Raw genomic sequence first — 23,020 nt, forward strand, 5'->3', positions numbered from 1 at the left:
AAATAGAAGAACTAAGAAAGAAGAAAGGAGAAAAAAGATGCATGTTTTAATGTTGAACGATGGTACGATGATTTGCCCGGGCGGCCTATCGGATGCGGTCCAAATTGTTGGAGAAGAGCTATCTCAAGAGCTTGCCAAGCTGATAGAATTGGAGGTGAAAAAAATCTGCCAGGAAACAAAAGAACTTCATTTGGAACTTGATGCTTGTGCCCAGGAAATCTCTATATATGAAGAGAAAAATGCAGCTTTGGAAGAAGAGAATCAGGTGTTAATCCAGAGAATAGAGTCAGCATATGATGTTATTTAATCTAAAGAATTGTAAATTGAAGAGAAAGCGTGGGACATTATGTCTAATGAGAAATGGGTATGGAGTTGTCATCCAAATATCAACCAAAGATCCATGGTGGCTGCCACATAAAGAACTGCATTGCTACGAGAATGGAATGCTACAACTTTATGGTTGGCTGTTTTTCTATGTTGGAACAATAAGAGAGGGGGAACTATGAGGCATAGAGAGAAACGAACGCTGTATCAAAGTAACTATTGTTCTATTATAGAGTGTATCAATGACTTCGGAGAAGTATGGGTATTGGATTCTGACCACAGAATGATTGCAAGCTACATATATGCTGATAAACAGGAGTTGAAGGTCTTTATAAAGGAGCTTTCCAAAAGATGCAGAGACAAGAATGAGGAAGCAGTTGCGTTTTATCTCTTTGAGAAACTGGAAGCGTGCGAGGTTCGGCATTATGCTGATCTTGTGTCTCTTTACCAAATCTTTGGGGAAGATCGTGTTTATCGAATCGGAACTAGTGCCATTATCATGCCACTAATTAACGAAATAACAGTATAAAGGTTTTTACAGCTGTTTTAGAGGTTAGATTTACCAGGAGGAATTACATGAGTCGAAACTGTATAAAATGTGGCACTATTTTATGTGGAAGATCGGATCAGATCTTTTGCACTCCAAGCTGCAGATATAAATATTATCATAGCAGTCATTTAGTCCTAATACTAAAAAAGCAATGGTTCGATATGATTCTAAGTGGTGTAAAAACTGAGGAATATAGAGAAATCAAACCATACTGGAAAAAGCGGTTTCAAAATTATTTCGGCCAATATTATGACTGTTCTATAAATCCTCCATCCATTGTTTGGAGCAATCAAAAGAAAAGTGTCATTTTTAGAAATGGATATCATAGTGATGCTAGGCAGTTTACAGCCGAATGCACAAGAGAAGAATGGGGTGCCGAATGCGGAAAACAATATTATATTTTATCCATGCATAGAATTTTTGATGTTAGAAACGATTGATTTATACGTTGTCAATGAAAAGACGACTTATAGGTAGCGAAGGTATCATAACAGATATCTACTATCGAAAGGAACTGTATTTTGGAAGGAAGGATATCTAGGTAAGAATGATTGAAGAGAAAATAAGTTGTGATTTTTTATTAGCCAGACTATAATAAAAGAAAGGAGAAAGCCATGATTGGAGGAAAAATGATGCAGGGAAAAAGTGAAAATGGATTTGATATTTCGGATGAAGAAATGGATGCCCGTTTTAATCTTGCGGTAGACCGAGCGATACAAAAAGCTAAAGTTATGGGAAAGCCGATTGCCAAATATGATGAGAAACTTAAAAAAGCATATTTAGAGTATCCGGATGGCAGGAGAGAATATGGAACGAAAGCCTGAGATTTTAGTATTTGCCGGCCCAAATGGCTCTGGTAAAAGTACGATTACAGAGTTGATTGAGGTTATTGGCGAATATGTGAATGCCGATGATATTCAGCGAACGACAGGCTGCACAAATATGGAGGCAGCTTTACTGGCCGAAAAACGACGAAATGATTTATTGCAGCAAAAAAGGGATTTTACGTTTGAGACCGTTCTTTCAACCGAACGCAATATAAAGTTATTGCAAAAAGCTAAAGCTGAAGGATACTTTATCAAATGCATTTATGTATTAACAAGTAATTCTGATATTAATGTAGAACGTGTTGCATCAAGGGTCTTATCTGGCGGACACGATGTTCCAAAAGAAAAAATCCTTTGCAGATATGAAAGAGCGATGAAACTGATCCCTGATCTGATAAAAACTTGTGATATTATACACATTTATGATAACTCTCAAAGACCTTTTCGAATCTATAAAAACCGAAAGGGAAGAGAGTTTGTCTGGGCATCTGATTTTTGGACGGAGGAACAGATAAAAGAGTTAGTAGCAAGAGAACGATGTTAAAAAGAAGTCTAAAAGACGAGTAAGATCATGTATATAAAAGGACGACGAGGAACATAATCTTTGTCGTCCTTTTTTTATGTGTATTTATCATACTAAGATTGAAAGGAGGTTTTATATTTGAAGAAAGGGAAAAACATCAGTAAAATGATCGCCGCCATTTTAATAGGGAGCCTTTTGATGCCATCCACTATTACCTATGCCAGCGGAGATAGCGATGACCTATTTTCTTCTGAGGAAAACACTGCAGAAGCACGGTGTAAAGTGATCCATATTAACAAAGATGCTATTGCAAACGGTACGAATAAGAAAAACGAACAGAAAGCGGAAGAGACCGGTCTAGCAAAGAGAATCAAGGCACCATCGAAAGAAAAAGTAGTGATAAATGAAAACGTGATGAAAAGAAAAGCTGATATCCAAAAAGAGATTGCTGAAATAAGGAAAGCAAGGAGGCGTTATAAAGAAAGCAAGAAGCTTAAAGAGACTGTTGAAGCCTTTTATCAAAAAATCGGAACGACCGAAGAAGAAGTTGCCGCAGCCCTGTCCGCCAAAAAGAAAACAGGTAAAGAATTGGATGCCACAGTTGAAGATAAAAACAAAAAAGAATTGCTTCTCGCTCTGTCAAAGGAGATAGAGGATTCATATGTCGCAGAAGTAGCAAATACTTACACTTTTGATCTGGAACTGCATGCTAAAAAGATTGTAGAAAACGTAGAACTGCTCGATCTCAAGTCCTATCTTGATAAGTATCGTAAAGCATCAAAAAATGATACAAGAAGCATTGTAAAACTACAGAAGGAAGCTAATTCTCTTCATGAACTGCGGAAGTTCGATCCTAAGAATCTGCTCATAAAAAGTCATGTTACGAAAGATGAGATGCAGAAGATCCTATCCGGCACAGAGCTTTCTGATTGTGCTGCCTACTTTGTTGAATGCGAAGAAACCTATGGAGTAAATGCTATTTTTATCGCGGGGATTGCCATTCATGAAAGTGGATGGGGAACCAGCCGCAGGGCAAGAGAGGATAATAACCTAACTGGATATGGCGTTACTTCTGATGAAGCCAAAGGAATCAATGAAAATACCAGAAGGTCCGGCCTCCTTCGAACAGCAAAATGTTTGAAGGAAAGTTATCTGACAAAAGGATCAAAGTTCTATCATGGGACGTCAGTTTCTGCGATTAACGTAAAATATTGCGTCGGAGATACCTGGGCGTCATCAGTGACAAAGGCCGGCTATGAGCTAATAGAGCGTATTGGTGATCTAAGAGGCTATCGAAAGGAATAGGTGGGTGCTATGCAGAAGGTTAAATATAAGCGTCCCTTCTACTTCCATGGCAGATTTCACGAACTTGGTATTGGGAGGAAGAGACATTATTTTTTCCTAGATGGACAAGAAATCCAAATAGGACGAAAAGATGGGCGGAGATTCAAACGGTTCAGAACTATACGCGAGGTCCCCATTGTATTGGACGGTCGGGACCTTGTCCTAGTGATTGATATTACGAAAGATAAAGAACAAAGAGCCGATCTCTTAGAGCAGGGTCAGTCCATCATTACTAATGAATATCAGAACAAAGAGAAAAGGAAAAGGGCAGTGAGAACGATTCACAAAAGAATTTCTGCGTGTTTACTGATGCTGCTGATTTCAACTGGAACCATATCTGTATCGGCAAACGAGCCGAAAACTACAGAAATTCAAGCTCCAGCACAGACGGAAGTCTCAACACAGGCTTCTATATCGACAGAAGCAACATTGACAGAGCAAACGAAAGTAAACGTGCATCAGAAAAAAGAACAGTCGAAAAAGAAAGAGAATTCCAAAAAGAAATCAAAGGAACCAAAAACGAAAAAGAGGACTCAACCTTCTAAATTAAAAAAGCTTAAGAAGACAAAAAAGAAGGAACAGAAGATCCAGGTAAAGATCCGGCCGCAGATTTCAAAATCCTATACAGAAGAATCTTTGAAAATGAAGAGAAATAAAGAATACATCGGACATTATATTTATTTTAACCAGGGCGATGCAGCATGGAATCAAAATGGATATGGGATTCATGCAGCAGGATGCGGTCCTACTTCCATGGCTGTATGCGTTACAAATTTGACAAAGAAATGGGTAACACCTGTGGACACAACAAAATGGGCTTATGAAAATGGTTATTATTCCAGCGAGGGAAGTGTTCATTCTGCGATTCCGGCCATGGCGGCCCACTGGGACCTTGGATGCGAAGGACTTGGTACGACAGAACAGGCAATCAAAAAATCATTAAAGAAAGGACGTCCTGTCATTGCCTTAATGGGTCCTGGATATTTTACGTCCGGAGGACATTTTATGGTTCTGATTGACATTGATCAAAATGATAATGTAACCATCGCAGATGTTGGAAGCAGAAGGCGCAGTCATTATAAATACCCTCTAAGGGATGTTATAGGACAATCAAAAAAGGCAGATGCAGGAGGTCCATTTTGGTCTGTTTATCTAAAAAAATCGGTGAGAGTAACGAAACATAAAAAAGGAAAGAAACAAAAAGAAGTGCAGGATGGATTCGAAAAAATTATTCAAGAGTTTTATGCCGGGATCGAGGAAGGAAAAATCCTCATAGGACATAAAAGGATGGCTGGGGAAAAGTTAACAGGATCCGGAAAGTTTCTTAAAAATCAGGTTTTAAGCTTGGCAGCAAAACTCGGGGACGGGAAGATCAAGAGTATTGCAAATACTTATTCTTTTGAATCTATGCCGATTGGAGATGAAAAAGGACTTCTAAGCAGCCCATCTGGTTTTAATTTAAATAAATACTTAGAAAGAACGTATTAAAAGGGGAGACTCCTATCAAGATAGGGGTCTTTTTTTATGAATAATAAGTATGGCCAGTACGAAGCACTTTTGTTTTCCTCATACTATAAGTGGAAGGATAAAAAAGATGATTATTCTAAGGATCACTCTGTGTGTAATGGCAATCACACACTAAGTCAATCCCAAGGGTATAAGGGAGCAACTTGTGAAAAAACGGATATTACAGTTACGAATGCACCAGAGAAGGGTGTTTTTACGAGAAGAGAGAAGATAAATGCTTTGGGACATCAGTGGGATTCTGGAACTGTGACCCAGGAGGCCGATTGCACACACCCGGAAATCACAACATATCGATGCACCAGAGAAGACGTGTGGCCTGCCTGCACTGAAAAAAAGACAGAGGAAACCAAACCAGCATTAGGTCATGATTATCAATTAATATCAACTGCAGATGCCACTTGTACAAAAGATGGAGAGAAAGTCTATACCTGTTCCCATTGTCAGGATGTAAAGACAGAAACGATTCCAAAGACAGGACATCAGCATACGGAACTCCGTAATCAAAAAGATGCAGGCTGTACAGAAAATGGTTATACTGGCGATAGCTATTGTATCGACTGTGATCAGAAAGTTTCTTCCGGAACAACCATAAAAGCAAAAGGGCACAATTACGAGGAAATTTCCACGAAAAAAGCAACCTGCACAGAAACCGGAGAACAAAGTTTTACCTGCAGAAACTGCGGGGACACTTATATAAAAGAAATCCCAAAGCTGTCCCATAAATTTGAAGAAATAAGTAGAAAGCCAGCGTCTTGTATGGGATATGGGGTAATTTTTTATAAATGTTCTGAGTGTGGTAAGGAAGATTCGGACATTGATGAAGATGCCGTGCCTGTAGGTCATGACTATCAGCTGATCTCTACGACGGATGCTACTTGTACAAAGGATGGAAATAAATATTATCGATGCAGCAGATGTGAGGTTCCAAAATATGAGACGATCCCTAAAACGGGGCATCAACATACAGAACTTCGGGATCAAAAAGATGCAGGCTGTACAGAAAATGGTTACACTGGCGACACATACTGCATGGACTGCAACTGTTTATTGAAAGAAGGGACAGTGATTTCAAAAACGGGGCATGTATGGGATGACGGTGAAGTGACAATAGAGCCTACATTTTCAAAAACAGGGGAAAAACTTATAGAAGTAAAAACTGCAGTAAAACAAAGATAGAGGAAATTCCGATGAAGAAACATAATTACGATATCGGAATTGTAACAAAAGAAGCAACCTGTACGGAAGATGGTGAAAAGCAATATGTTTGCCTTGACTGTGGGAACGTGTATACGGAATTGATCCCTGCTGCTGGGCATCAACATACAGAGGTAAAAAATAAAAAGGCGGCAACCTGCATCGGGAAGGGCTATACCGGGGATATGTATTGTATGGATTGTAAAACACTGATTTTGGCCGGGAAAGAAATTGTAGCTACCGGACATTCGTTTGATCAGGGGAAAGTGACAAAGCAGGCTACCTGTAAGCAAAATGGTATAAAAACTTATACCTGTAAGGAATGCCGAGAGACTAAAACGGAGACGATTCCAAAAACAGCAGACCATACATGGGACCGCGGGAAGATCATAAAGGATGCAACCTGTAAGGAAGCAGGAGAGAAAACTTACACTTGTACTATCTGCGAAACCAAAAAAGCAGAAGTAATCACCAGAAAGACAGATCACAACTGGAATCATGGAAATATCATAAAGGCAGCCACTTGTACAAAAAATGGAGAGAGGGTATATACTTGCTTAACTTGCGGTGAAAGGAAGAAAGAAGTCCTTCCTGCAACAGGACACCATTATGGTTCATGGGTAAATCTGCTTCCTGCTACAGTCTTTACATCTGCACAGCATCGGCATATATGCAGTAAATGCGGGACATCTGAAACTTTATCTTATGGCAGGAAAATAAGGCCGACCATCAAACTAAATGCATCGAGTCTTAAATTGAAGGTTAAACAATCCACTATAAAATTAACAGCTGGTGGCCTTGCCAGTGGCGATTATGTGAGATCATGGAGCACCAGCAATAAAAAGATTGTTACAGTCAGTAAAAAAGCAAATGGAAAATGCAGGATTACAGCCAAAAAAGCCGGAAGAGCAAAGGTTACGGTTGTCCTTGCCAGCGGATTAAAGAAAACAATTTCTGTTACTGTGCAGAAGCGTGACATTACCTGCACATCCATTAAGGGAGTACCAAAGGCTATCACACTTATAAGAAAGAGAAGTTATCAATTGCGGCCACAGATTTTTCCCATAACCTGTACAAAAAAAGTTAGCTATATATCTTCTAAGAAAAAGATTGTTAAAGTGAACTCTAAGGGTAAAATAACCGGAGGAAAGAAGGGTAGTGTAAAGATCATAGTTAAGGTCGGAAAAAAGAAATTCACATGTAAAGTTAAAGTTAGATAAAAGATAGGATGTGTATGATATAATTATAAAAATAATAGATATCAGAAAATAAATTTAAACTGTTCCGGGATAAATTTTCTGGACACCTTATAAAAGGGAGAAAATATGGGGAATACACGAGCAATATTAGTGGGAGTCAGTACGTATGCAGGTTTCGGAATTAATCAACTTCCAATGTGCAAAAATGATTTATATGAAGTGAGAGATACCTTAAAAACGGGTCTAAATGTGGATCCAAGGGATATTTTCATTTGTGGTGAAAGCGGACTGGTTTTGATAGGAGATTTGATACAAAAGTTTGAAGAGATGGAGACAAAACTAACAGAAGATGATACGTTTATTTTTTATTTTACAGGCCATGGAGGTAATTCCTGTCTGCGGTTGAGCTATGGGCGCATTAATCTGCAGGGACTAATTGATCTCATTGAAAATAAGATATCAACTAAAAGTAAAATCATTATTATAGACAGCTGCCATTCCGGAGATTTTGAAATCAGTGGTAAGGCAAAGTTTGATATTGAAAAAACAATCGAGGAGTTTGCTGGGCATGGATATGCGGTGCTTGCTTCATGTGGGCCGGATCAGGAGTCAGGCTTTAATGAGCCAAGAAAAATTAGCCTTTATACCAGCTTTGTGTGTGATGCACTGAGAAATCCGGCCTTAATAAGAGAAGGTAAAAAATCTCTTGAAATGATCGGTAAAGCAATCGAACAATATTCTAGTGCTTGGGAGAGTAATCATCCAGATGGTATTCAGCAGCATCCCATTTTTCGATCAAATATAGGGGGTACGATCTTTTTTTCCGTTGCAGAATATCATCCTTATCAAATTACGAATATTTATGAGGAAACAGAGAGGTACATAATTTACGCCGTCAAGCCTGTTCATCATTCGGATGTCAAGAGATTAGCGGTAAAAGTCATTCTAAAAAATAACTTCCTTATGGAAGAAATAGCGGATCTTACGTTAGAAATAAAGGATAAACTCTTATATGCGGAAGTTTATCAAAGCGCGAATGAAGAGAGAAGATTCAAAGGAAAGCCTACGAACATTGTTTGGTGTTATTTTGGATTCGATCAAGAGGATATGGTGCATCCACATTACCTATGGCTTAGTACTTGGGTGGATGATTCACAGGACAAAGACAGCTGGTATGGTTCTAAGAAAGACTCTAAAATTATCCGCGGGGTTTATGTCGAGGAAGATCCTAACTATGAAATCTTAAGAAGTATAATGAATTACACAGGGGAGGTCGAAAAGGATGAGCTGATGCAACGAATGCATGAAATTTTAACAGAAATGATCACTCTTGGGGAAGAAATGATTTACAATTTTAGAGAGTATAAGAATGAAGTTATTTCAGAGGAAGAACTTGTTCTGTTAAACGAAGGACTCGGAATCAAAATAACAGATTTATATATGCAGCAAAATGATCTGCCAGCAGCACCTATTGAATTATATGAGTGGGCGACTTTTCAAATTGATATTGGTGCGACCATTCAGGATTTTGCTTTGTTTTTTGATAGAAAGAATCTTACTTTATGGAATGCGGATAATCGCAAATTTCTAATGGAGCAAAGTATAAACAGATATCAGAAGGATTTAGAAAGATTAAAAGAAAAGGAAAAGATGCTGCAAATAGACGAAGATGATACTTAAACAATTAAATATGAATAGTATACAAATACCAGTGAATGCATCACTGGTATTTTTTATTTTATGAGACAACAAAGAAAGATGATATATATTGTGATATCTATATAAGTTATTTTTTTCTCAACCAGCTGAAAAGATAAATTTTTTTGGAAAGTTTCCGGATAGAAAAAATTATAGCAGTCCTGCTGCTCTTTTTCTTTTGTCCTGATAAATAAGTAGATGGATACTCCCAAACTGCAGATCATCATAATCACTTGAGTAAAAGTTGCTGTCACAAAGTAATATGTAAAGATAATTTTGATTGTGATAATATGAAAAATTATTTGTGAAATTAAACCTGAAATAGAGATGATTTTTAGAGAGCGCCTGCTAAATACCCGATAAGCGGGCGAATAAGTGAAATGCATCGAAAAATAAATTGGCTTGTATTCAATCCGTTCTATCCTACCACATAATATAGTAGCCAGATAATGTCCAGGCTCATGAAATAGAGTTCCGGTAATGTAGAAACTGCAAAAGAAGATGAGCAGTATATAAATAAATTCATATCGTATCATAGTAGGATTCCTCTGTTGATTGGTTTAATTAATTTTGTATTCATTATTATACCACAATCTCTTAATATTTCCATCTAATTGTATACCTTTTTATCATACTATAAATGATCTGTTTTTGAAGTATGGAGGACATAGGTTTGTGCTTTTTAGAGAAGGAAGGTTATTTATGAAGCAGAATAGTAAGAAGGGTATTATTATGAGGTGTGAATATTGTGGTTACGAAGGAAATGATTTTGAAGAGGATTTTTGCCATCAAAAAGGAGCATGGTGTCCTGCTTGTGAAGGTTTCCAATATTATTTAGGAAAAGAAAACCATGCAGCATTCCATGTGCTGTTAGAAAGGAAAAACTCAGGAGTTGAAGGTGTACATAAGAAGACAAGCCTGAAAAAGAGGATCTCTCCTTTGCGATATCCCGGAGGGAAAAGCAAAGCAATTGACATGATTTATCCTTTCCTTTCTGAGAGAAAAGTGTTTGTGGAGCCATTTTGTGGAGGGGCATCGGTAGGATTGTCCATGCTGGATGCAGGACGGATCAACAAATTAATCCTAAATGATATGGACCAGGATCTCTATACTTTTTGGAAGGTAGTTTGTGGAGGTCAATGTCATGAGCTTATCGAACGAATTCGGAATTATCAGCCAACAAGAGAAGATTATTTTAAGTATCGAGAAGAGTTAAAGAATCCATATTTACAGGATGTCCTGCGTGCATTTTATTTTTTTGTCATCAACAGGTGCAGCTTTTCAGGTATTAAAATGTCAAATCCCAAAGCAGATGTCATGGACCGGTGGAATGCAGAAGCTTTAACTAAAAGAATCTGTCACATCCATGAGATGGCTGATGCAATCAGCGTTTTCCATCAAGATGCACTTACAATTATTGAGGAATACTATTGGGGTTCAGACGTCTGTCTTTTTATTGATCCTCCATATGTAAAAAAGGGGGATATGTTATATCCTGAGAAGTTTGCAAGGCATAAAGAGCTTTCTTGGCTGCTTACGGACCTTATAAAAGAAGTTCCAGGATGTGCCAGCATCGTTTTAACTTACGATGATGAAGAGATGATTCGAGATTTGTACGATTTCCCAAATACAGAAATTCATTTTGTAAACCGGAGATATAGCTGTGCATAGGAGTGAGAAAAAGGGGGCCAAGGCAGGCTCCCTTTTTGATGTATCCATCTAAGAAAGATGCACACAAGGTCTATGAGGGTGATTTTTCCGTTTATCATACTATATATGAAGGGACAAATTTTCCCGAACATATAACAGAACCTGGAAGGAGAAAAGTAATAAATGAAGTATGGAGTAAACATTGCAATTGTAATTGGAACAATCAAAGAACTGGAATTTTCCCAGCAAAGTAATGACAAAAGATTTTATCATGGGCGATTATCTTGTGAAAGATTAAGCGGAACATCAGATGAAATCCCTTTCATAATAGAAGAAAATGTACTGAAGGAGATTGGCTTCGATTATGAAGGAAAGCGCGTTCAAATAAGAGGTCAGTATTTATCCCACAATGAGCGGATCGAGGGAACGGAAGGAAGTCATCTGAAATTATTTGTATCCGTTCAAAATATCATGGAGGTAGAAGTGTCTACGCCTGCAAAAAACGAGCTTGTTTTAGAAGGATATCTTTGTAAGACTCCGATAGTAAGAGAGACCCCAAGAGGAGTCAAAATTTGCGACCTTATGATAGCAATCAATCGTAGATCACACGGGAAATCTATCGCATCGTATATTCCGTGTATCTGCTTTGGTGACCTTGCGGTTTATATGGGAGATCAACCAATGGGGAGTGAATTGACCATTCGGGGACGGATACAAAGCAGAGCCTATACAAAGCGTACAGCAGAGGGCACTATGATGGAAAGAATAGCATATGAGATTGCGGCCTATCGTATTCAGGTAGAAAATGATGATTTACAATGAGAATAAGAACCTTGGAAACGCCTTTGAGGGCCTTATTGATCGAGGATGCGATTACTACCGGAAACAGAACATTGGCTGCATTCTAAAGACGCCAGAACCTTTCCGGGCGATTCAGAGAGTGAAGGGAGGAAAGGTTATTGGTTTCTACGAAAAGAAGGCGCAACCAGATTACAAAGGGATTTTATATAACGGGCAATGTATTATTTTCGAAGCAAAATCAACCGTCAAAGACCGGATCTGCCAAAACGTCGTTACCAAAGTACAGACTGAAATTTTGGATGAACATGCAGCCTATCATGCAATGTGTTATGTGATTGTGTCTATAAAAGGGACGCACTTCTTTCGGATTCCATGGAAGATATGGAAAACCATGAAAGCTATTTACGGAAGAAAATATATGACAGCTAAAGATTTAGAGGCATTTTCCATTCAGGAGAGAAATGGGATTCTGCTCTTTTTGGAGGGTGTAATCGTCCCTAAGATAAAAGAAAGTTATATATGCGGTAGGAAATCATGTGGAAAGAAAGGGAATCTTTGCTGTGGATCATGCGACGAAAGGGAGCTTTGCGAAGGAAAATGCAGTTATACCCAAAAGAATGATTGTAACTATAGATTGAAGAATTATGAGGAAGAAAACTAAAAGAAAAATAATCAGGAACCATTTATTCTAATAGAAAAAGGAGATAAATATGGGAATCAATAAAGAAGAACTTTTCATAAGGAAAATGATTCTTCACCTATTAAATAATCAAAATGGAGACATGAAACTTTCCAAAGATCTTTTCGATATCTCTGCAGATATGGAAGATTATTTAAAAGGCCAGATAGTAAAACTTTTATCAAGTGATGATGCAAAAGAAACGAAACTTAATCAGGAAAGCAGGGTGCCAAACCTTTTGTTTTCCATGGATGAGTCTAAAGAGGTAGAATTCATAGAAACAAGTCGACTCATAGCGGAGGGCCTTTTCGATATCATGTGCGATAGCTTTCTGATTCCGGCAGCATGTTTTGTTATGCTTAGCTTTAGCTATCAGGAAGAAGTTTATTATGGATTGCTAAAACTCCCTCTGGAGGAAGTTTTAAAGGCAGATTTCAGAGGCTCGGGTGATTGCATAGATGTCGGAATGTCAAAGAGCACAGCATTAAACAGAAGAGGAAAGCTTCAGGAGGCGATCATCATACATCCGGTGAAGGGGTCCGCTCGATTATACGAAAAGAGATTTGAGATGCAGAATGGCGAAAAGATTTTTTATTTATCAGAGCGATTTTTAGAGTCTATCGCACAGATGCCGATCAAGCGAAAAATCTCTATCCTGGCAAAATCTATAAACGAGGCATGCGTCCACCATGAGATGAATGTACAAGATCAGATACAATGCAAAAAGATAACATTAGAGTTAATGGAAAATGATGGATTCTTTGATATCCCAAAGATTAGTCAAGAACTCTTTGGGAATACACCACAAGCTAAGGAATATTTTGATAAACAAATGGAGAGATATGATCTGTCATACGACAAGTTTATGCCAAAGGACGAAACAAGTTTAAAGCCTTTCTTGTTCTATACAGTAACGACCGATCTGGGAGTGGAAATCAAGGTTCCTTCCAATTTAGTATCAGAATACATTGAGTTTCGAGAGTATGACGGATCCATCACTCTTCGTGGCATTGATCGAATAAACTTAAAATAGGAGAGGAGTTTTAAGTGTTAAAGATTTTTCCGATATTTATTATGAAAGACAAGGAGGATTTCCTTGTATATATCCCTGACTTCCGGGAATATACAAAGGGAACTAATTTGGAAGATGCCCTCACTATGGCAAAGCAACACATGCTGCTTCTCATAAAAGAAACAAAAATTAAAGCAGGCTGTCCAAAGCCGAGTAGTGATGCAGATGCGCATTGTTTGGTGAAAGAAGCGGCGAGAAAGGGTTATATAGATTTCAAAAAAGGGAAGCTTTACCATGTCATGATTCCAATGAAGAAATAATGAGAAAGGATGGGTCCGCGTGATCCGTCCTTTTTGCGATCCACTTGTTTCTCCATACTATGGATAGAAGTTTTTATTGATGCAATGGAGGAAGAATCAAAATTGCATTTGAATCTTAGAAAGGAGACTGTGAATGGAAAATGAACATGTAAGTCTGGAGGGAGAGCAAGTGAGGATGTTAATGTCTTGTCCTATGTGCGGCACAGATCATCTCGTTATTCTGACTTTGGACCAGTATCAGAGATTTCTTGATTCGAGGATAAAGGGTATGTATATTCAGACAGCACTTCCTGATGTTGATCCTGCCACAAGAGAGTTACTTATTACAGGTATTTGTCCAGCGTGTTTTTCTATCTTATAGGAGGAAAGATTATGATTCAATTACAGAGAATAGAAAATGATATCCTTATCTATGACGACAAAAAGATCAGCAAGGAGTTCGTAAAAGATTTAATTGATGCAGATATTTATAAATGGTCTGATAAGATTATCACCTGCAGCATAAAGGAAGCAACCGAATTAGTAAAAAAAATCACAGTCGATTTAGGGAGGAGTCTGTATGAAAATATGTCAAAGAACGTTTATATCCTATGAATATGACGTAGAGGCACTGGTTTCATTGGAAAGGAAAAAATTATGAATCATTATGTAATTATTGTATCAGGTGGCCGTGATTTTAAAAATGAAGAATTGTTGCGGCGGGGACTTGATCAGCTACTTATAAAGAGAAACATTATGTCATTTGAATTTGTTTCAGGCCGAGCATCTGGAGTAGATACATTGACGGAGAAATACTGCAAAGAAAGGAATTTTAAATTCACTCCTTTTACTATAAAAAGAAATCGATATGGAGCAACGGCGGAGAGTATACGCAGCAAACAAATGGTGGACTATGCGAAGGAAAATGGTGATCGTCAAATTCTTGTTGCATTCTGGGATGGGAAAAGTACCAGAGTAGATCGATTCATTGCAATAGCAAATAAGATGAATTTTTTAGTTGAAAAGATAATTTCTTAACATGATAAAACTTTAGGTAAGGAGGTAGTTATGAAGTTACTTTTTAAACAAATAAAATTATTTCGGCTGCTTATGTCACTCACTTTAGAGGAAACGCAGATGTTTGTTATGATTTGCAATAAAGCAATAGAGCTGAATGGAAAACTTAAAAACGATACAGATAATTAAGGGTTTTGTGGAGGTATGAGATGAAAGAGGAAAATTCTGTGATATCCGATGCAGGTAAGGTATAATAGAGTTGAACTATCAGCAGACTACGGGTTAGAAAAATGAGGAAGCAGTAAAGGAGATGCTATAATGAATAAATTGTATACAGAAATGCATAAAATTTTAAAACCATGTGAATGCCCTCCGTATAAATTAGAATATTTTGATATAGATAAAAAGAATTTTGGAGCAATGCTTCAGGGAATTAGTCCAGGAAAGTATACGCGACTAATGCGTGGTGGAGAGGTAATCATGTCTGATACCGATATGGAGAAAAGGACGAATCGGGAATTCGTAATGAATGCATATGGAGATGTATTGATTGGAGGCCTTGGAATTGGTCTCATTCTTATGGCGATACAAGAAAAGGAAGATATCAGAACGATCACAGTTTTGGAAAAATCAAAAAAGGTGATTAAGATGATTGAAAGCCAGCTTCCGTTGAATAAAAAAACAAAAATAATTCAAGCGGATGTTTTCAAATGGGAGCCATCAGAACAGGTTAGGTTTAATACAATCTATATGGATATTTGGACATGTATTAATCAGAAAATTTATTATAATGAAATGCTGCCGTTAATTGAAAAATATCAGCAATATCTTGATAGCAAAGATCCGAATAAACTCATTACCTGTTGGTGTGAATATGAAGCTGAACATAATATAAGAATCTAGCTGAAGGGAGAAGTCAAAATGAGGGAAATGTTTGACGGGAAAGAATTGACTGAAGAATTCTTGTATGAAATTTTTGATGATAATGGAAGTGTTATTGCACGTGGAGAATGAGATAATTAATTAAAAAATATAAGATGAGAAAGCAATTTGATAAGGAAATACGTCGTGGATCTTCTACGGCGTTTTTTCTTTTTTTATTTGTCATACTATGAATGGAAGGAGAAAATGTGTTATGAAGAAAAATATGATAAAAGTGTTTATGTTTTTATGCATGATTGCTGTTTGTATCAGTGGATATTGTTTGTATCAGCGGTGTGCATCAGATAAAGAAGCAAAAGAAGAATATGATTCTATTAGAGAAGCCGTGAAATATTCTAAGAAAAAAGGGAAACAGATTAACTGGAAGAAACTTAAAAAGATGAATTCAGATGTAGTTGGATGGATCTATATCCCGAATACGGAAATTGATTATCCTATAGTTCAGGGAGGGGATAATGAGGAATATTTACATAAAACCTTCCAAGGAAATTATAATGCGTCTGGGGCCATTTTCTTAGATTACAAATGTAAGAAAAATTTTACTTCGGGCAATAACGTTTTGTATGGTCATCATATGAGAAATGGAAGTATGTTTGCAGGCCTTACAAAGTTTCGAAATCAATCTTATGTCAAAAAACATCCTTATGCCTATATCTATACTCCGAATCGAACCATTCGGTTAAAGTTGTTAAGTGCATATGCTAAATCAGGATATCATGCAAATATTCCGATTGAGTTTAACGACAAAAAGGAAAAGGATGCTTTTCTGGACCAGATTCTTTCATTGAGCAATGTCTATGTTCCAATTAAAAAATGGAACTTGACGCAGGATGAAAATAAGAATGATATGACAAGGCATCAACCATCTGATATCTTTACTCTTATTACCTGCAGCTACGAACAGCGCAATAATCGAACTTTTGTACATGCAATCATAGATCCGCGGTAAACGTTTAGATATCTATATTTGCATACTAGAAAAAGTTCATTGATGTGTCTGACAAAAGACAGGAGGGAGGTTAAGGGAAAATATTCAAAAATAACATAATTAATTATAAAGTAAGAATATGGAGGAAAATATGAAAAAGTTAGATACGGATTTTATTGAAACTATTATTGCAACTATTATTGCAACGATATTATTTCCGGTGATAACATTTGGACTTGCCTACCTTGGTGGAATGCTCTTAAATTGGATTGTTGGAGCAGGGCTGATAGAAGGGATAAATCTAATGTTTAATACGACGAGGTTTACACGAGAATTAATCCCTTTAACCTGTGCTACACTTGCGGTAATTGGAAGTTATTTTAAGTCGGATGGGACAGATTTTCTTAATGTAGATAAAAGCTGAATTGAAACTCAAAGCCCGTAGGAAAACATATGGTACTGTTTGTATATTCATTTTTATTATTTGAATTGTGAATAGTATAATAATAGAATTCTTGTGAAACAGGAGGTATTTACGCCCCTCCTGTTTTTGCATACTATGATTAGAAACTGATTCATAGATGTGTCTGATAGAATAGACAGGAGGTATAAATAAAATATTCAGACGGTATGAGAATCTTTGTGAAATGTATGTATAGGAGGCAATTATGTGTAATGCTGAATTATTAGGAGTCAAGAAACTTGTATGCAGTCAGACGTCAAGGATCTGTCGTATGGCATTTCCATATGAGGATTATAAAACGTCTTTATTTTTTTATCAAAAAGAAGATGGAATCCTCATCACAAAAGACAGGATTAAAGAAATGGAGTCCTTGGAGAATCGAAAAGTCGGAAGAATTAGAAATCAATCAGGTTACAATACATATCTGAATATGAAGAATATCCTAGTTGATGAGCCGTGCTATTATAGCATTTTCTTATCTGAAGATGGATATTTTGTTCGGAAAAGTAATGAAAAAGAAATGGAGCAATCAAGAAGGATTGTTCCTAAAACATCGAATGCAGATGGACATATTGGATATACCAGAGCAATAAGAGAGGCTTTGATCCCGGCGTGGATGGATGAAAAGCTTCGCGGTGATAAAAAGAAGCGTTTTCTTGCTTGCACTTTATCTTTCCAAGGAAAACGGTATATGAAATTGACTCCAATGGAAACGTTGGAAGGCATTCCTTCAGAGAATGAAGTAGCGAGGCTATTTAAGGGAAGAACTTATTTTTATCAGGCAGAGGAACCTGTGACGTTTCAATATCGTTCCAAACAAAAGCACAGCATTAAGAATCATCGGTACCGTATCCCGATTGCTTTTTATCGGGCTATGGGATTTCAAGAAGGGAATCCTGTGCACCTTGAGTTCTTGGAAGATGGGTCTCTGGTTCTGACCCCAAAGATCAATTGTGATATTTGTGGTGAACCCATTGATTCATATTGGGATGAATCGTCATCCATTAAAATAACCAAAAATGTTCATGATAAACTCCCTGATATAAGGGAGTCTATGAAAAAGCATCAGGATCTTTTACACAAAGAACGCTTTTTGATTGCGAAGGAGACACAGAAAGAAATCTTAAAAAGGCTTAAAAATATAGAAGCGACATTGGAAGAGGCCTTATCATAGGCTTTATTTTTTTACAGAAAAACAGGAGGAGCATTCCCTATGAACGGTGAATTATTCATGAAAATGTATCAAATCGAACAAGAAGCCTGTGAAAGTGTGTTAAATAATTTAAAAAGATATCTGCAGGCATCTTTAAAGCTTCAGACTGACAGAACAGAAGATGCATTGTTAGAAAAACACAACTTCCGCATGCGGATCGTCAAAGAGTTACTTCGGTTAAATAGCATCGCACATAAGAAATATGAGGAAGAAATGATCCCATATTTTGTTAAGATGCATGATATCCAATCCTGTGATCAGTTGATCGGGGACCTTTATGATGAACTAAGAACTTTGATTTAAGGAGGAAGATTATGAAATCCAGAACAAATGAAGCTGTAGCATTTTCAGGAAATGATGGCCTTTATTTAAAAAAGAAATTTGAGGGTCATGTGAAGATCATATGCACACAAGAGGGATTCTATATCAAGAATTTGGAAGCGAAAGAAGAAGGTTTCATTCGAAAAGTAAGCTTTTCACGGGTCACATTTCCAGAACGGATATTAAAAGCTTATGGATATGATTTGATCAAAGATACTATGATGGTACAGCAGCTATCCAATAATGAGGTTTTTATTATAGGACGCAGACCGCTGGAACAGAGCGAAGTTCCTAAGCCATACCCGGGCTTTAAGTTTCAGGGAGATCATAAGGTGGAAGATTTTCAAAATTATTTTGAGGTGGTTTATAAAGAATCTGTTTCCAACAATTATGATATTAAGCTTCCTAAAGATTTTCAGGTAGATACTTTAAGTAAGATAACCTTGTGTATGGAAGAAAACAGAGAATTCATCTTAATAGAAAAAGCAACAGAAAAGGATTCAAATCGCTATGAAAAGATTAAAGATCTGAAAAGTGAATTTGGGAAAAATCTTCAACACTTTGTTGGTGAAGAATTTATTTACTTACAAGCTAAGGCTAAAAGCTTTAGGATCCCCCGTCTATTCCGCGATCGGGCCGGAATCCGTATCGGTGAAAAGGTACGGGTGATTCCCGTTGACTCACGAAGGCTGCTCATTGCAAAAGATGCTTTGATTTGTGCTGTTTCTGGAGACACTATGGATCCTATTAAACAGACAGGGAAAGAAGCCATTGTTTGTAAGGAATGTAAGAAGAAAGAGAATCTTTCTGAGGTTAATGAGATCATTAAGCTATTATCAACGATCGAACAAAAGCTTGATCAGACTTCCAAACAGTGTATGGAATATAAGAAGAAATGTGAGCATCAATGTAAGGAAAATCAGCTGCTAAAAGACGAAAATGAGAAAATGATGAAACGCGTGGGGAAGGTTGAGGATTTTCTTCAGTCGTTTCAATCTTTGATAGGCGATGATAAGAATGAAATTGATCTTTAAGCAGAGTGATACAATTATTTATAGGAGAAGAAAAATGAAAATTAGGAAAATTATCGGAATGCTGTTAATGGTTTTTGGAATCTTTTTTGGAATATTCGTAGGTGGATGGCTTTTGCTGATTGAACCAATCATAAGCGTCTGTAAAGCTTTTGATACAGGGACTTTGACTGCAACAATCCTTGGAATTACACTTTTAAAATGTGTTTTTGCTTCACCTGTTGGCACACTCATATTTTTACTCTTTAGCTGGATAGCAATGAAAGTGGATGGATTTTGTTGATTGAACCAAATATAATGCAATTTTGTAGTGCAAGCTAAGGAGGGCATACCATGCGAACAGACGAAACAGCTGCCGTAAAAGTGGCAGCGAAGCGAAGCATTAAAGCTGGCAATATTGAAGCTGGTTATCAATATCTTTATAAATGGCATCGAAGACATCAAAACATCAATATGAGTGAAGTTTTGAAGTGCTTCAAAAAATGGGTACGGAGATATCAAAATGACTAGTAAGTTTATATGAGTCTGAATATTTAAGTAGAAAAGGGCCTTTTATGGTCCTTTTTTATTTTTCATACTATGATTGAGAGGATGAAAAGGAGGAGGTTATGAGAAAAATACGGATCGGGTGTTTTATTATATTTTTGTTAATAGCAATGTCCGGCCTTGTGGGGATTGCTTTCTTATTCTTAAAATTTCATAGTCAAGAGGACGCAAATATCATTGTTAGCTGCAAAGAACAACTAAAGATAAGTGAAAATGGGCAGCCAGCCTTAAATGAAGAAACACTGGAAGAAGAAGTGGAATATAAGCTAACATTGCGCAGTGGGGAAACAATTATATCAAAAGTAAGTATGCCTATAAATTCAGTATATGAAGAAGAAAAAGGGAGCAGAGATGAAAGATTGCGTATCTTGGTGTTAAAATCAAGTATCCTGCTTTTTATTGCAGTATTTTTTATTATTTTATGTCTATTGATTCCACTTGGCAAGGATGAGGTAAAAGAACCATTGAGAATCTAAGATATACTCCTTTTCTCATACTATATATGAAAATGAAAGGAGAATATTTATGAAAAGGATTAAAAAATTATCTGTTGTTCTTGTTACCATGATACTGGTATCTGCTAAAAATCCTGTATGGGCAGAGGATAAGACAAGCGTAGAGATTACAGATGAAGAGTTTACGGTCGGGTACACAGATGGAGACTCAAGAATAGACTCAGAAATCAGCTTGAAAAAGGAGAAGAAAAAGAAGGATAAAGCTGCACCAAAGATTGTAGTAAAAAAATATTATACGAATAAGAAAAGGCGGGTTCGGATTTACGCAAAGGACAAAAGCGGAGTTGCTGTTTTGAAGCTATATCGTGGAAGAGTTACGTCAAAGAACTCTCCAAAATGGAAGAAAGCAAGAAAGATCAAGAGTGGAAGACGTTACACTTTAAAAAAGAACAGCATCTATTCTATTTATGCAAAAGATACTGCTGGAAATGTTCGTATCAAAAGATTCTCTTCTGCAAAGAGAAAGACATTTCGAATTACAGCGTATTGCGGATGCCGGCTTTGTAACGGAAGATGGTATGGACAGCCCACTAAATCCGGAAGAAAGGCAATTGCAGGAAAAACTCTGGCAGTAGACCCGAATATCATTAATTTAGGTGATCACGTCAAGATTAAAGGACATAATTTTCGGGCAGACGATACAGGATCAGCTATTAAAAATTACCGTATCGACATGTATTTTAATTCTCATACTACAGGAAACCGATGGGGTGTCAAATATCTGAAGGTAATATATTAGGAATAAAAAAGAACTGCGCACAATTTATTGTACTGCAGTTCTTTTGTGTGTTTAAATCCACGCAAAGCTTTTCGTGCGTAATAATGAGTTGCTTGTTCTTAGTTTATACACGGGGGGCTTCTTTCCCTTTTCATAATGGCATCACTTCCTTTCGCTTTGGAATTCGATTTGTCTGCGCAGGTCCGTCATCCTGTCATTTGATTTTTGAAATGATGATTTTGGTACGTATCCGTCAGCATAAATTAAGAAAAATGCCAGAATTCCTCCAAAAAATAGAGCCAAAATAAATTTTTTCATCAAAGACCCCCTTTTTCATAGAAAAATGAAAACATCTTTATCATACTATTAATGAAGGAGAACGGACGGCAAAACAATCCAAGCCTACCTTCGTTGCTATAAACAACAATTATAAAATTAATTTGTTTTGCCAGACCTTTTTCTAAATTTATAACCTGATTCAATTCAGGTGCGTTCTCCTTCTATATTTTAGGAGGATTCTTATGTATTTTAAAAAAATAGAAGAAAAGTACTATAAATATTTATCATTAAACCGTCCGGTTGTTGTGAGATTGGATGCCGTTGGAGCGACAAGGACGCATAAGTATCATTTGGTTCCGTGCGATCGGCATCAAGATAATTTTATGGATGCGCTTATTCAGACAGCTGAAAAATTGTCCGAAGAATACCGTTGTACTGCATCATGCGGGGCGGATGAAATTAATCTGATTTTTCCTATTGCACCGGTAGGGACACGACAAAAACGACTAAATTCTCAAAAAGTGTCCAGTATTATCTCACAAAAAGTATTTGTATTGTTTAATGAAGCATTTGATGGAGATGAACCTATTTTCTTCGCAGCAAAGGCATTCCATATCCCACAAGAAAAGGAAGATGATTACATACAATATCGAAAAAAATCCTGTGAAAATACAGCAATCCAGTATCTTACGAAAGATTATTTTTCGGCCAGAAAGCGTTCTCATAAGAAGCTTCCTGAACTTCGAGAAATGCTTATCGATAATGATATCCCTATTCCTGGATACGCCGTCAATGGACGAGTTTTTGTCAACGGGATGCGTAAATAAAGGACAAGAGAGCGGACTGCAAATGCAGTCCCTCTTTTTTTCACGACAGCAGGGGTAACTCGATAACATATCAGGACGGCCCATTGGTTTTGCCCTTGTCAATGCATTAGACAGATGTTGCCAAGATAGTATTCTTTTCCTTCCTCCATGTTGCGTATGAACTGGTCCATAGTATAAAAGCAGCCCCCATCAAGGTAGACAGCGTCGCTGTAACGGTCGTCGATCAGATGTTGGATGTCATACGGTTTACTGTTGGATGCAAAATCTTCTAATGATATGTCTGCCGCTTTCTGTTTGAATTGGCTGAAGCATTCTGAAAAATAAGCCTTTTTGCTTTCTTTGGAGGCAATGATGCAGGTTCCATCCGGCGTGTCCTGTATAGTAAATCCAAAGTTTTTCAATACCTGCAGCAGGTCATTTCTTGCTTCTTTGCCTTCCTCTTTTGCGACGGCGTTTATATATTCAAATTCCTGGCCGCAGTATTCGTACAGATCGGATTCTTTCATATATTGTAATCCATCATCAAAGGGCCAGCTTTTTGTGTTGATCTCGTAGATAAAACCTCTTGTCATAACATAGTTCTCCTTTTTTAG

General features: G+C 37.2%; 32 protein-coding genes. 30 read left to right on the top strand and 2 right to left on the bottom strand.

Annotation, left to right across the window (positions count from 1 at the left end; genetic code table 11):
* Positions 1-37: 37 nt before the first annotated feature.
* The 29 genes from CI597_RS08420 (at position 38) to CI597_RS08560 (ending at position 21,342) form a co-directional block, all read left to right on the top strand.
* On the top strand, positions 38-307 hold the full coding sequence (locus CI597_RS08420) for a hypothetical protein (RefSeq protein ID WP_024727332.1): 270 nt from the start codon (positions 38-40) through the stop codon (positions 305-307).
* A 195-nt stretch (positions 308-502) separates the two neighbouring features.
* On the top strand, positions 503-853 hold the full coding sequence (locus CI597_RS08430; protein ID WP_024727334.1) for a hypothetical protein: 351 nt from the start codon (positions 503-505) through the stop codon (positions 851-853).
* Between the two features lie 47 nt (positions 854-900).
* The gene (locus CI597_RS08435) at positions 901-1,314 is read left to right on the top strand and encodes an ASCH domain-containing protein (protein ID WP_024727335.1); all 414 of its coding nucleotides are present in this window, start codon (positions 901-903) and stop codon (positions 1,312-1,314) included.
* A gap of 174 nt (positions 1,315-1,488) precedes the next feature.
* A complete protein-coding gene (locus tag CI597_RS08440; protein ID WP_235824582.1) occupies positions 1,489-1,698 on the top strand; it encodes a hypothetical protein in 210 nt (69 codons plus the stop codon).
* The gene (locus CI597_RS08445; RefSeq protein ID WP_198959575.1) at positions 1,682-2,245 is read left to right on the top strand and encodes a zeta toxin family protein; all 564 of its coding nucleotides are present in this window, start codon (positions 1,682-1,684) and stop codon (positions 2,243-2,245) included. The genes CI597_RS08440 and CI597_RS08445 overlap by 17 nt, the downstream gene beginning before the upstream one ends.
* 117 nt (positions 2,246-2,362) lie before the next feature.
* The gene (locus CI597_RS08450; protein WP_024727338.1) at positions 2,363-3,529 is read left to right on the top strand and encodes a glucosaminidase domain-containing protein; all 1,167 of its coding nucleotides are present in this window, start codon (positions 2,363-2,365) and stop codon (positions 3,527-3,529) included.
* A 204-nt stretch (positions 3,530-3,733) separates the two neighbouring features.
* Complete coding sequence (locus CI597_RS08455; protein WP_158221713.1) at positions 3,734-5,056, top strand: C39 family peptidase; 1,323 nt, start codon at positions 3,734-3,736, stop codon at positions 5,054-5,056.
* 36 nt (positions 5,057-5,092) lie between these two features.
* A complete protein-coding gene (locus CI597_RS08460) occupies positions 5,093-6,271 on the top strand; it encodes a hypothetical protein (protein ID WP_024727340.1) in 1,179 nt (392 codons plus the stop codon).
* Between the two features lie 284 nt (positions 6,272-6,555).
* Positions 6,556-7,509 carry an Ig-like domain-containing protein gene (locus CI597_RS08465; protein WP_158221714.1) on the top strand — a complete coding sequence of 318 codons (954 nt, stop codon included), beginning with the start codon at positions 6,556-6,558 and terminating at the stop codon, positions 7,507-7,509.
* 105 nt (positions 7,510-7,614) lie between these two features.
* Positions 7,615-9,168, top strand: coding sequence for a caspase family protein (locus CI597_RS08470; protein WP_024727342.1), 1,554 nt, complete (start codon positions 7,615-7,617; stop codon positions 9,166-9,168).
* Between the two features lie 720 nt (positions 9,169-9,888).
* A complete protein-coding gene (locus tag CI597_RS08480; protein WP_024727344.1) occupies positions 9,889-10,857 on the top strand; it encodes a DNA adenine methylase in 969 nt (322 codons plus the stop codon).
* A gap of 162 nt (positions 10,858-11,019) precedes the next feature.
* Entirely contained in the window at positions 11,020-11,658 is a 639-nt protein-coding gene (locus CI597_RS08485) for a single-stranded DNA-binding protein (RefSeq protein WP_024727345.1), read from the top strand.
* A complete protein-coding gene (locus tag CI597_RS08490; RefSeq protein WP_024727346.1) occupies positions 11,645-12,298 on the top strand; it encodes a Holliday junction resolvase RecU in 654 nt (217 codons plus the stop codon). The genes CI597_RS08485 and CI597_RS08490 overlap by 14 nt, the downstream gene beginning before the upstream one ends.
* 49 nt (positions 12,299-12,347) lie before the next feature.
* Positions 12,348-13,349, top strand: coding sequence for a nucleoid-associated protein (locus CI597_RS08495; RefSeq protein WP_024727347.1), 1,002 nt, complete (start codon positions 12,348-12,350; stop codon positions 13,347-13,349).
* 14 nt (positions 13,350-13,363) lie between these two features.
* Positions 13,364-13,648, top strand: coding sequence for a type II toxin-antitoxin system HicB family antitoxin (locus tag CI597_RS08500; protein ID WP_024727348.1), 285 nt, complete (start codon positions 13,364-13,366; stop codon positions 13,646-13,648).
* A gap of 133 nt (positions 13,649-13,781) precedes the next feature.
* Positions 13,782-14,009: a hypothetical protein gene (locus CI597_RS08505; RefSeq protein ID WP_024727349.1), complete on the top strand. Its 228-nt coding sequence runs from the start codon at positions 13,782-13,784 to the stop codon at positions 14,007-14,009.
* 11 nt (positions 14,010-14,020) lie between these two features.
* Complete coding sequence (locus CI597_RS08510; protein ID WP_024727350.1) at positions 14,021-14,242, top strand: hypothetical protein; 222 nt, start codon at positions 14,021-14,023, stop codon at positions 14,240-14,242.
* A 42-nt stretch (positions 14,243-14,284) separates the two neighbouring features.
* Positions 14,285-14,665, top strand: coding sequence for an SLOG family protein (locus tag CI597_RS08515; RefSeq protein WP_024727351.1), 381 nt, complete (start codon positions 14,285-14,287; stop codon positions 14,663-14,665).
* A 30-nt stretch (positions 14,666-14,695) separates the two neighbouring features.
* Positions 14,696-14,833 carry a hypothetical protein gene (locus CI597_RS17940; RefSeq protein ID WP_155854010.1) on the top strand — a complete coding sequence of 46 codons (138 nt, stop codon included), beginning with the start codon at positions 14,696-14,698 and terminating at the stop codon, positions 14,831-14,833.
* A 129-nt stretch (positions 14,834-14,962) separates the two neighbouring features.
* The gene (locus CI597_RS08520; RefSeq protein ID WP_095142912.1) at positions 14,963-15,547 is read left to right on the top strand and encodes a hypothetical protein; all 585 of its coding nucleotides are present in this window, start codon (positions 14,963-14,965) and stop codon (positions 15,545-15,547) included.
* Between the two features lie 232 nt (positions 15,548-15,779).
* A complete protein-coding gene (srtB, locus tag CI597_RS08525) occupies positions 15,780-16,535 on the top strand; it encodes a class B sortase (protein WP_024727353.1) in 756 nt (251 codons plus the stop codon).
* 130 nt (positions 16,536-16,665) lie between these two features.
* Positions 16,666-16,938: a hypothetical protein gene (locus tag CI597_RS08530; RefSeq protein WP_024727354.1), complete on the top strand. Its 273-nt coding sequence runs from the start codon at positions 16,666-16,668 to the stop codon at positions 16,936-16,938.
* A gap of 244 nt (positions 16,939-17,182) precedes the next feature.
* Positions 17,183-18,151 (top strand): hypothetical protein, encoded by a 969-nt coding sequence (locus CI597_RS08535; protein WP_024727355.1) that lies wholly within the window; start codon positions 17,183-17,185, stop codon positions 18,149-18,151.
* 39 nt (positions 18,152-18,190) lie between these two features.
* The gene (locus CI597_RS08540) at positions 18,191-18,493 is read left to right on the top strand and encodes a hypothetical protein (protein WP_024727356.1); all 303 of its coding nucleotides are present in this window, start codon (positions 18,191-18,193) and stop codon (positions 18,491-18,493) included.
* 131 nt (positions 18,494-18,624) lie between these two features.
* Entirely contained in the window at positions 18,625-19,545 is a 921-nt protein-coding gene (locus tag CI597_RS08545; RefSeq protein ID WP_143266073.1) for a hypothetical protein, read from the top strand.
* 34 nt (positions 19,546-19,579) lie between these two features.
* Complete coding sequence (locus tag CI597_RS08550; RefSeq protein ID WP_024727358.1) at positions 19,580-19,825, top strand: hypothetical protein; 246 nt, start codon at positions 19,580-19,582, stop codon at positions 19,823-19,825.
* 50 nt (positions 19,826-19,875) lie between these two features.
* Positions 19,876-20,052 (top strand): hypothetical protein, encoded by a 177-nt coding sequence (locus CI597_RS17945; protein ID WP_155854011.1) that lies wholly within the window; start codon positions 19,876-19,878, stop codon positions 20,050-20,052.
* A gap of 98 nt (positions 20,053-20,150) precedes the next feature.
* Entirely contained in the window at positions 20,151-20,564 is a 414-nt protein-coding gene (locus CI597_RS08555; RefSeq protein WP_024727359.1) for a hypothetical protein, read from the top strand.
* Between the two features lie 49 nt (positions 20,565-20,613).
* Complete coding sequence (locus CI597_RS08560) at positions 20,614-21,342, top strand: 3D domain-containing protein (protein ID WP_024727360.1); 729 nt, start codon at positions 20,614-20,616, stop codon at positions 21,340-21,342.
* A 141-nt stretch (positions 21,343-21,483) separates the two neighbouring features.
* Here the strand turns inward: CI597_RS08560 and CI597_RS17950 are convergent, their stop codons facing one another.
* Entirely contained in the window at positions 21,484-21,639 is a 156-nt protein-coding gene (locus CI597_RS17950) for a hypothetical protein (RefSeq protein ID WP_155854012.1), read from the bottom strand.
* 203 nt (positions 21,640-21,842) lie between these two features.
* Between CI597_RS17950 and CI597_RS08565 the strand changes: the two genes are divergently transcribed.
* Entirely contained in the window at positions 21,843-22,427 is a 585-nt protein-coding gene (locus tag CI597_RS08565) for a hypothetical protein (protein ID WP_024727361.1), read from the top strand.
* A gap of 98 nt (positions 22,428-22,525) precedes the next feature.
* Here the strand turns inward: CI597_RS08565 and CI597_RS08570 are convergent, their stop codons facing one another.
* On the bottom strand, positions 22,526-22,999 hold the full coding sequence (locus tag CI597_RS08570) for a hypothetical protein (protein WP_024727362.1): 474 nt from the start codon (positions 22,997-22,999) through the stop codon (positions 22,526-22,528).
* Positions 23,000-23,020: the final 21 nt, after the last annotated feature.

This window comes from Anaerostipes hominis (ex Lee et al. 2021) (assembly GCF_002270485.1).
GTDB classification, from domain to species: Bacteria; Bacillota; Clostridia; order Lachnospirales; family Lachnospiraceae; genus Anaerostipes; species Anaerostipes hominis.

Excerpts from the sequence above, each read along its gene's own strand:
- CI597_RS08495 (WP_024727347.1), top strand. The coding sequence starts at position 12,348 with ATGGGAATCAATAAAGAAGAACTTTTCATAAGGAAAATGATTCTTCAC.
- CI597_RS08515 (WP_024727351.1), top strand. The coding sequence starts at position 14,285 with ATGAATCATTATGTAATTATTGTATCAGGTGGCCGTGATTTTAAAAAT.
- CI597_RS17950 (WP_155854012.1), bottom strand. The coding sequence starts at position 21,639 with ATGAAAAAATTTATTTTGGCTCTATTTTTTGGAGGAATTCTGGCATTT.
- CI597_RS08505 (WP_024727349.1), top strand. The coding sequence starts at position 13,782 with ATGGAAAATGAACATGTAAGTCTGGAGGGAGAGCAAGTGAGGATGTTA.
- CI597_RS08535 (WP_024727355.1), top strand. The coding sequence starts at position 17,183 with ATGTGTAATGCTGAATTATTAGGAGTCAAGAAACTTGTATGCAGTCAG.
- CI597_RS08470 (WP_024727342.1), top strand. The coding sequence starts at position 7,615 with ATGGGGAATACACGAGCAATATTAGTGGGAGTCAGTACGTATGCAGGT.
- CI597_RS08430 (WP_024727334.1), top strand. The coding sequence starts at position 503 with ATGAGGCATAGAGAGAAACGAACGCTGTATCAAAGTAACTATTGTTCT.
- CI597_RS08570 (WP_024727362.1), bottom strand. The coding sequence starts at position 22,999 with ATGACAAGAGGTTTTATCTACGAGATCAACACAAAAAGCTGGCCCTTT.
- CI597_RS17940 (WP_155854010.1), top strand. The coding sequence starts at position 14,696 with ATGAAGTTACTTTTTAAACAAATAAAATTATTTCGGCTGCTTATGTCA.
- CI597_RS08550 (WP_024727358.1), top strand. The coding sequence starts at position 19,580 with ATGAAAATTAGGAAAATTATCGGAATGCTGTTAATGGTTTTTGGAATC.
- CI597_RS08540 (WP_024727356.1), top strand. The coding sequence starts at position 18,191 with ATGAACGGTGAATTATTCATGAAAATGTATCAAATCGAACAAGAAGCC.
- CI597_RS08520 (WP_095142912.1), top strand. The coding sequence starts at position 14,963 with ATGAATAAATTGTATACAGAAATGCATAAAATTTTAAAACCATGTGAA.
- CI597_RS08560 (WP_024727360.1), top strand. The coding sequence starts at position 20,614 with ATGAAAAGGATTAAAAAATTATCTGTTGTTCTTGTTACCATGATACTG.
- CI597_RS08490 (WP_024727346.1), top strand. The coding sequence starts at position 11,645 with ATGATTTACAATGAGAATAAGAACCTTGGAAACGCCTTTGAGGGCCTT.
- srtB (WP_024727353.1), top strand. The coding sequence starts at position 15,780 with ATGAAGAAAAATATGATAAAAGTGTTTATGTTTTTATGCATGATTGCT.
- CI597_RS08565 (WP_024727361.1), top strand. The coding sequence starts at position 21,843 with ATGTATTTTAAAAAAATAGAAGAAAAGTACTATAAATATTTATCATTA.
- CI597_RS08440 (WP_235824582.1), top strand. The coding sequence starts at position 1,489 with ATGATTGGAGGAAAAATGATGCAGGGAAAAAGTGAAAATGGATTTGAT.
- CI597_RS08555 (WP_024727359.1), top strand. The coding sequence starts at position 20,151 with ATGAGAAAAATACGGATCGGGTGTTTTATTATATTTTTGTTAATAGCA.
- CI597_RS08485 (WP_024727345.1), top strand. The coding sequence starts at position 11,020 with ATGAAGTATGGAGTAAACATTGCAATTGTAATTGGAACAATCAAAGAA.
- CI597_RS17945 (WP_155854011.1), top strand. The coding sequence starts at position 19,876 with ATGCGAACAGACGAAACAGCTGCCGTAAAAGTGGCAGCGAAGCGAAGC.
- CI597_RS08420 (WP_024727332.1), top strand. The coding sequence starts at position 38 with ATGCATGTTTTAATGTTGAACGATGGTACGATGATTTGCCCGGGCGGC.
- CI597_RS08445 (WP_198959575.1), top strand. The coding sequence starts at position 1,682 with ATGGAACGAAAGCCTGAGATTTTAGTATTTGCCGGCCCAAATGGCTCT.
- CI597_RS08510 (WP_024727350.1), top strand. The coding sequence starts at position 14,021 with ATGATTCAATTACAGAGAATAGAAAATGATATCCTTATCTATGACGAC.
- CI597_RS08480 (WP_024727344.1), top strand. The coding sequence starts at position 9,889 with ATGAAGCAGAATAGTAAGAAGGGTATTATTATGAGGTGTGAATATTGT.
- CI597_RS08435 (WP_024727335.1), top strand. The coding sequence starts at position 901 with ATGAGTCGAAACTGTATAAAATGTGGCACTATTTTATGTGGAAGATCG.
- CI597_RS08530 (WP_024727354.1), top strand. The coding sequence starts at position 16,666 with ATGAAAAAGTTAGATACGGATTTTATTGAAACTATTATTGCAACTATT.
- CI597_RS08460 (WP_024727340.1), top strand. The coding sequence starts at position 5,093 with ATGAATAATAAGTATGGCCAGTACGAAGCACTTTTGTTTTCCTCATAC.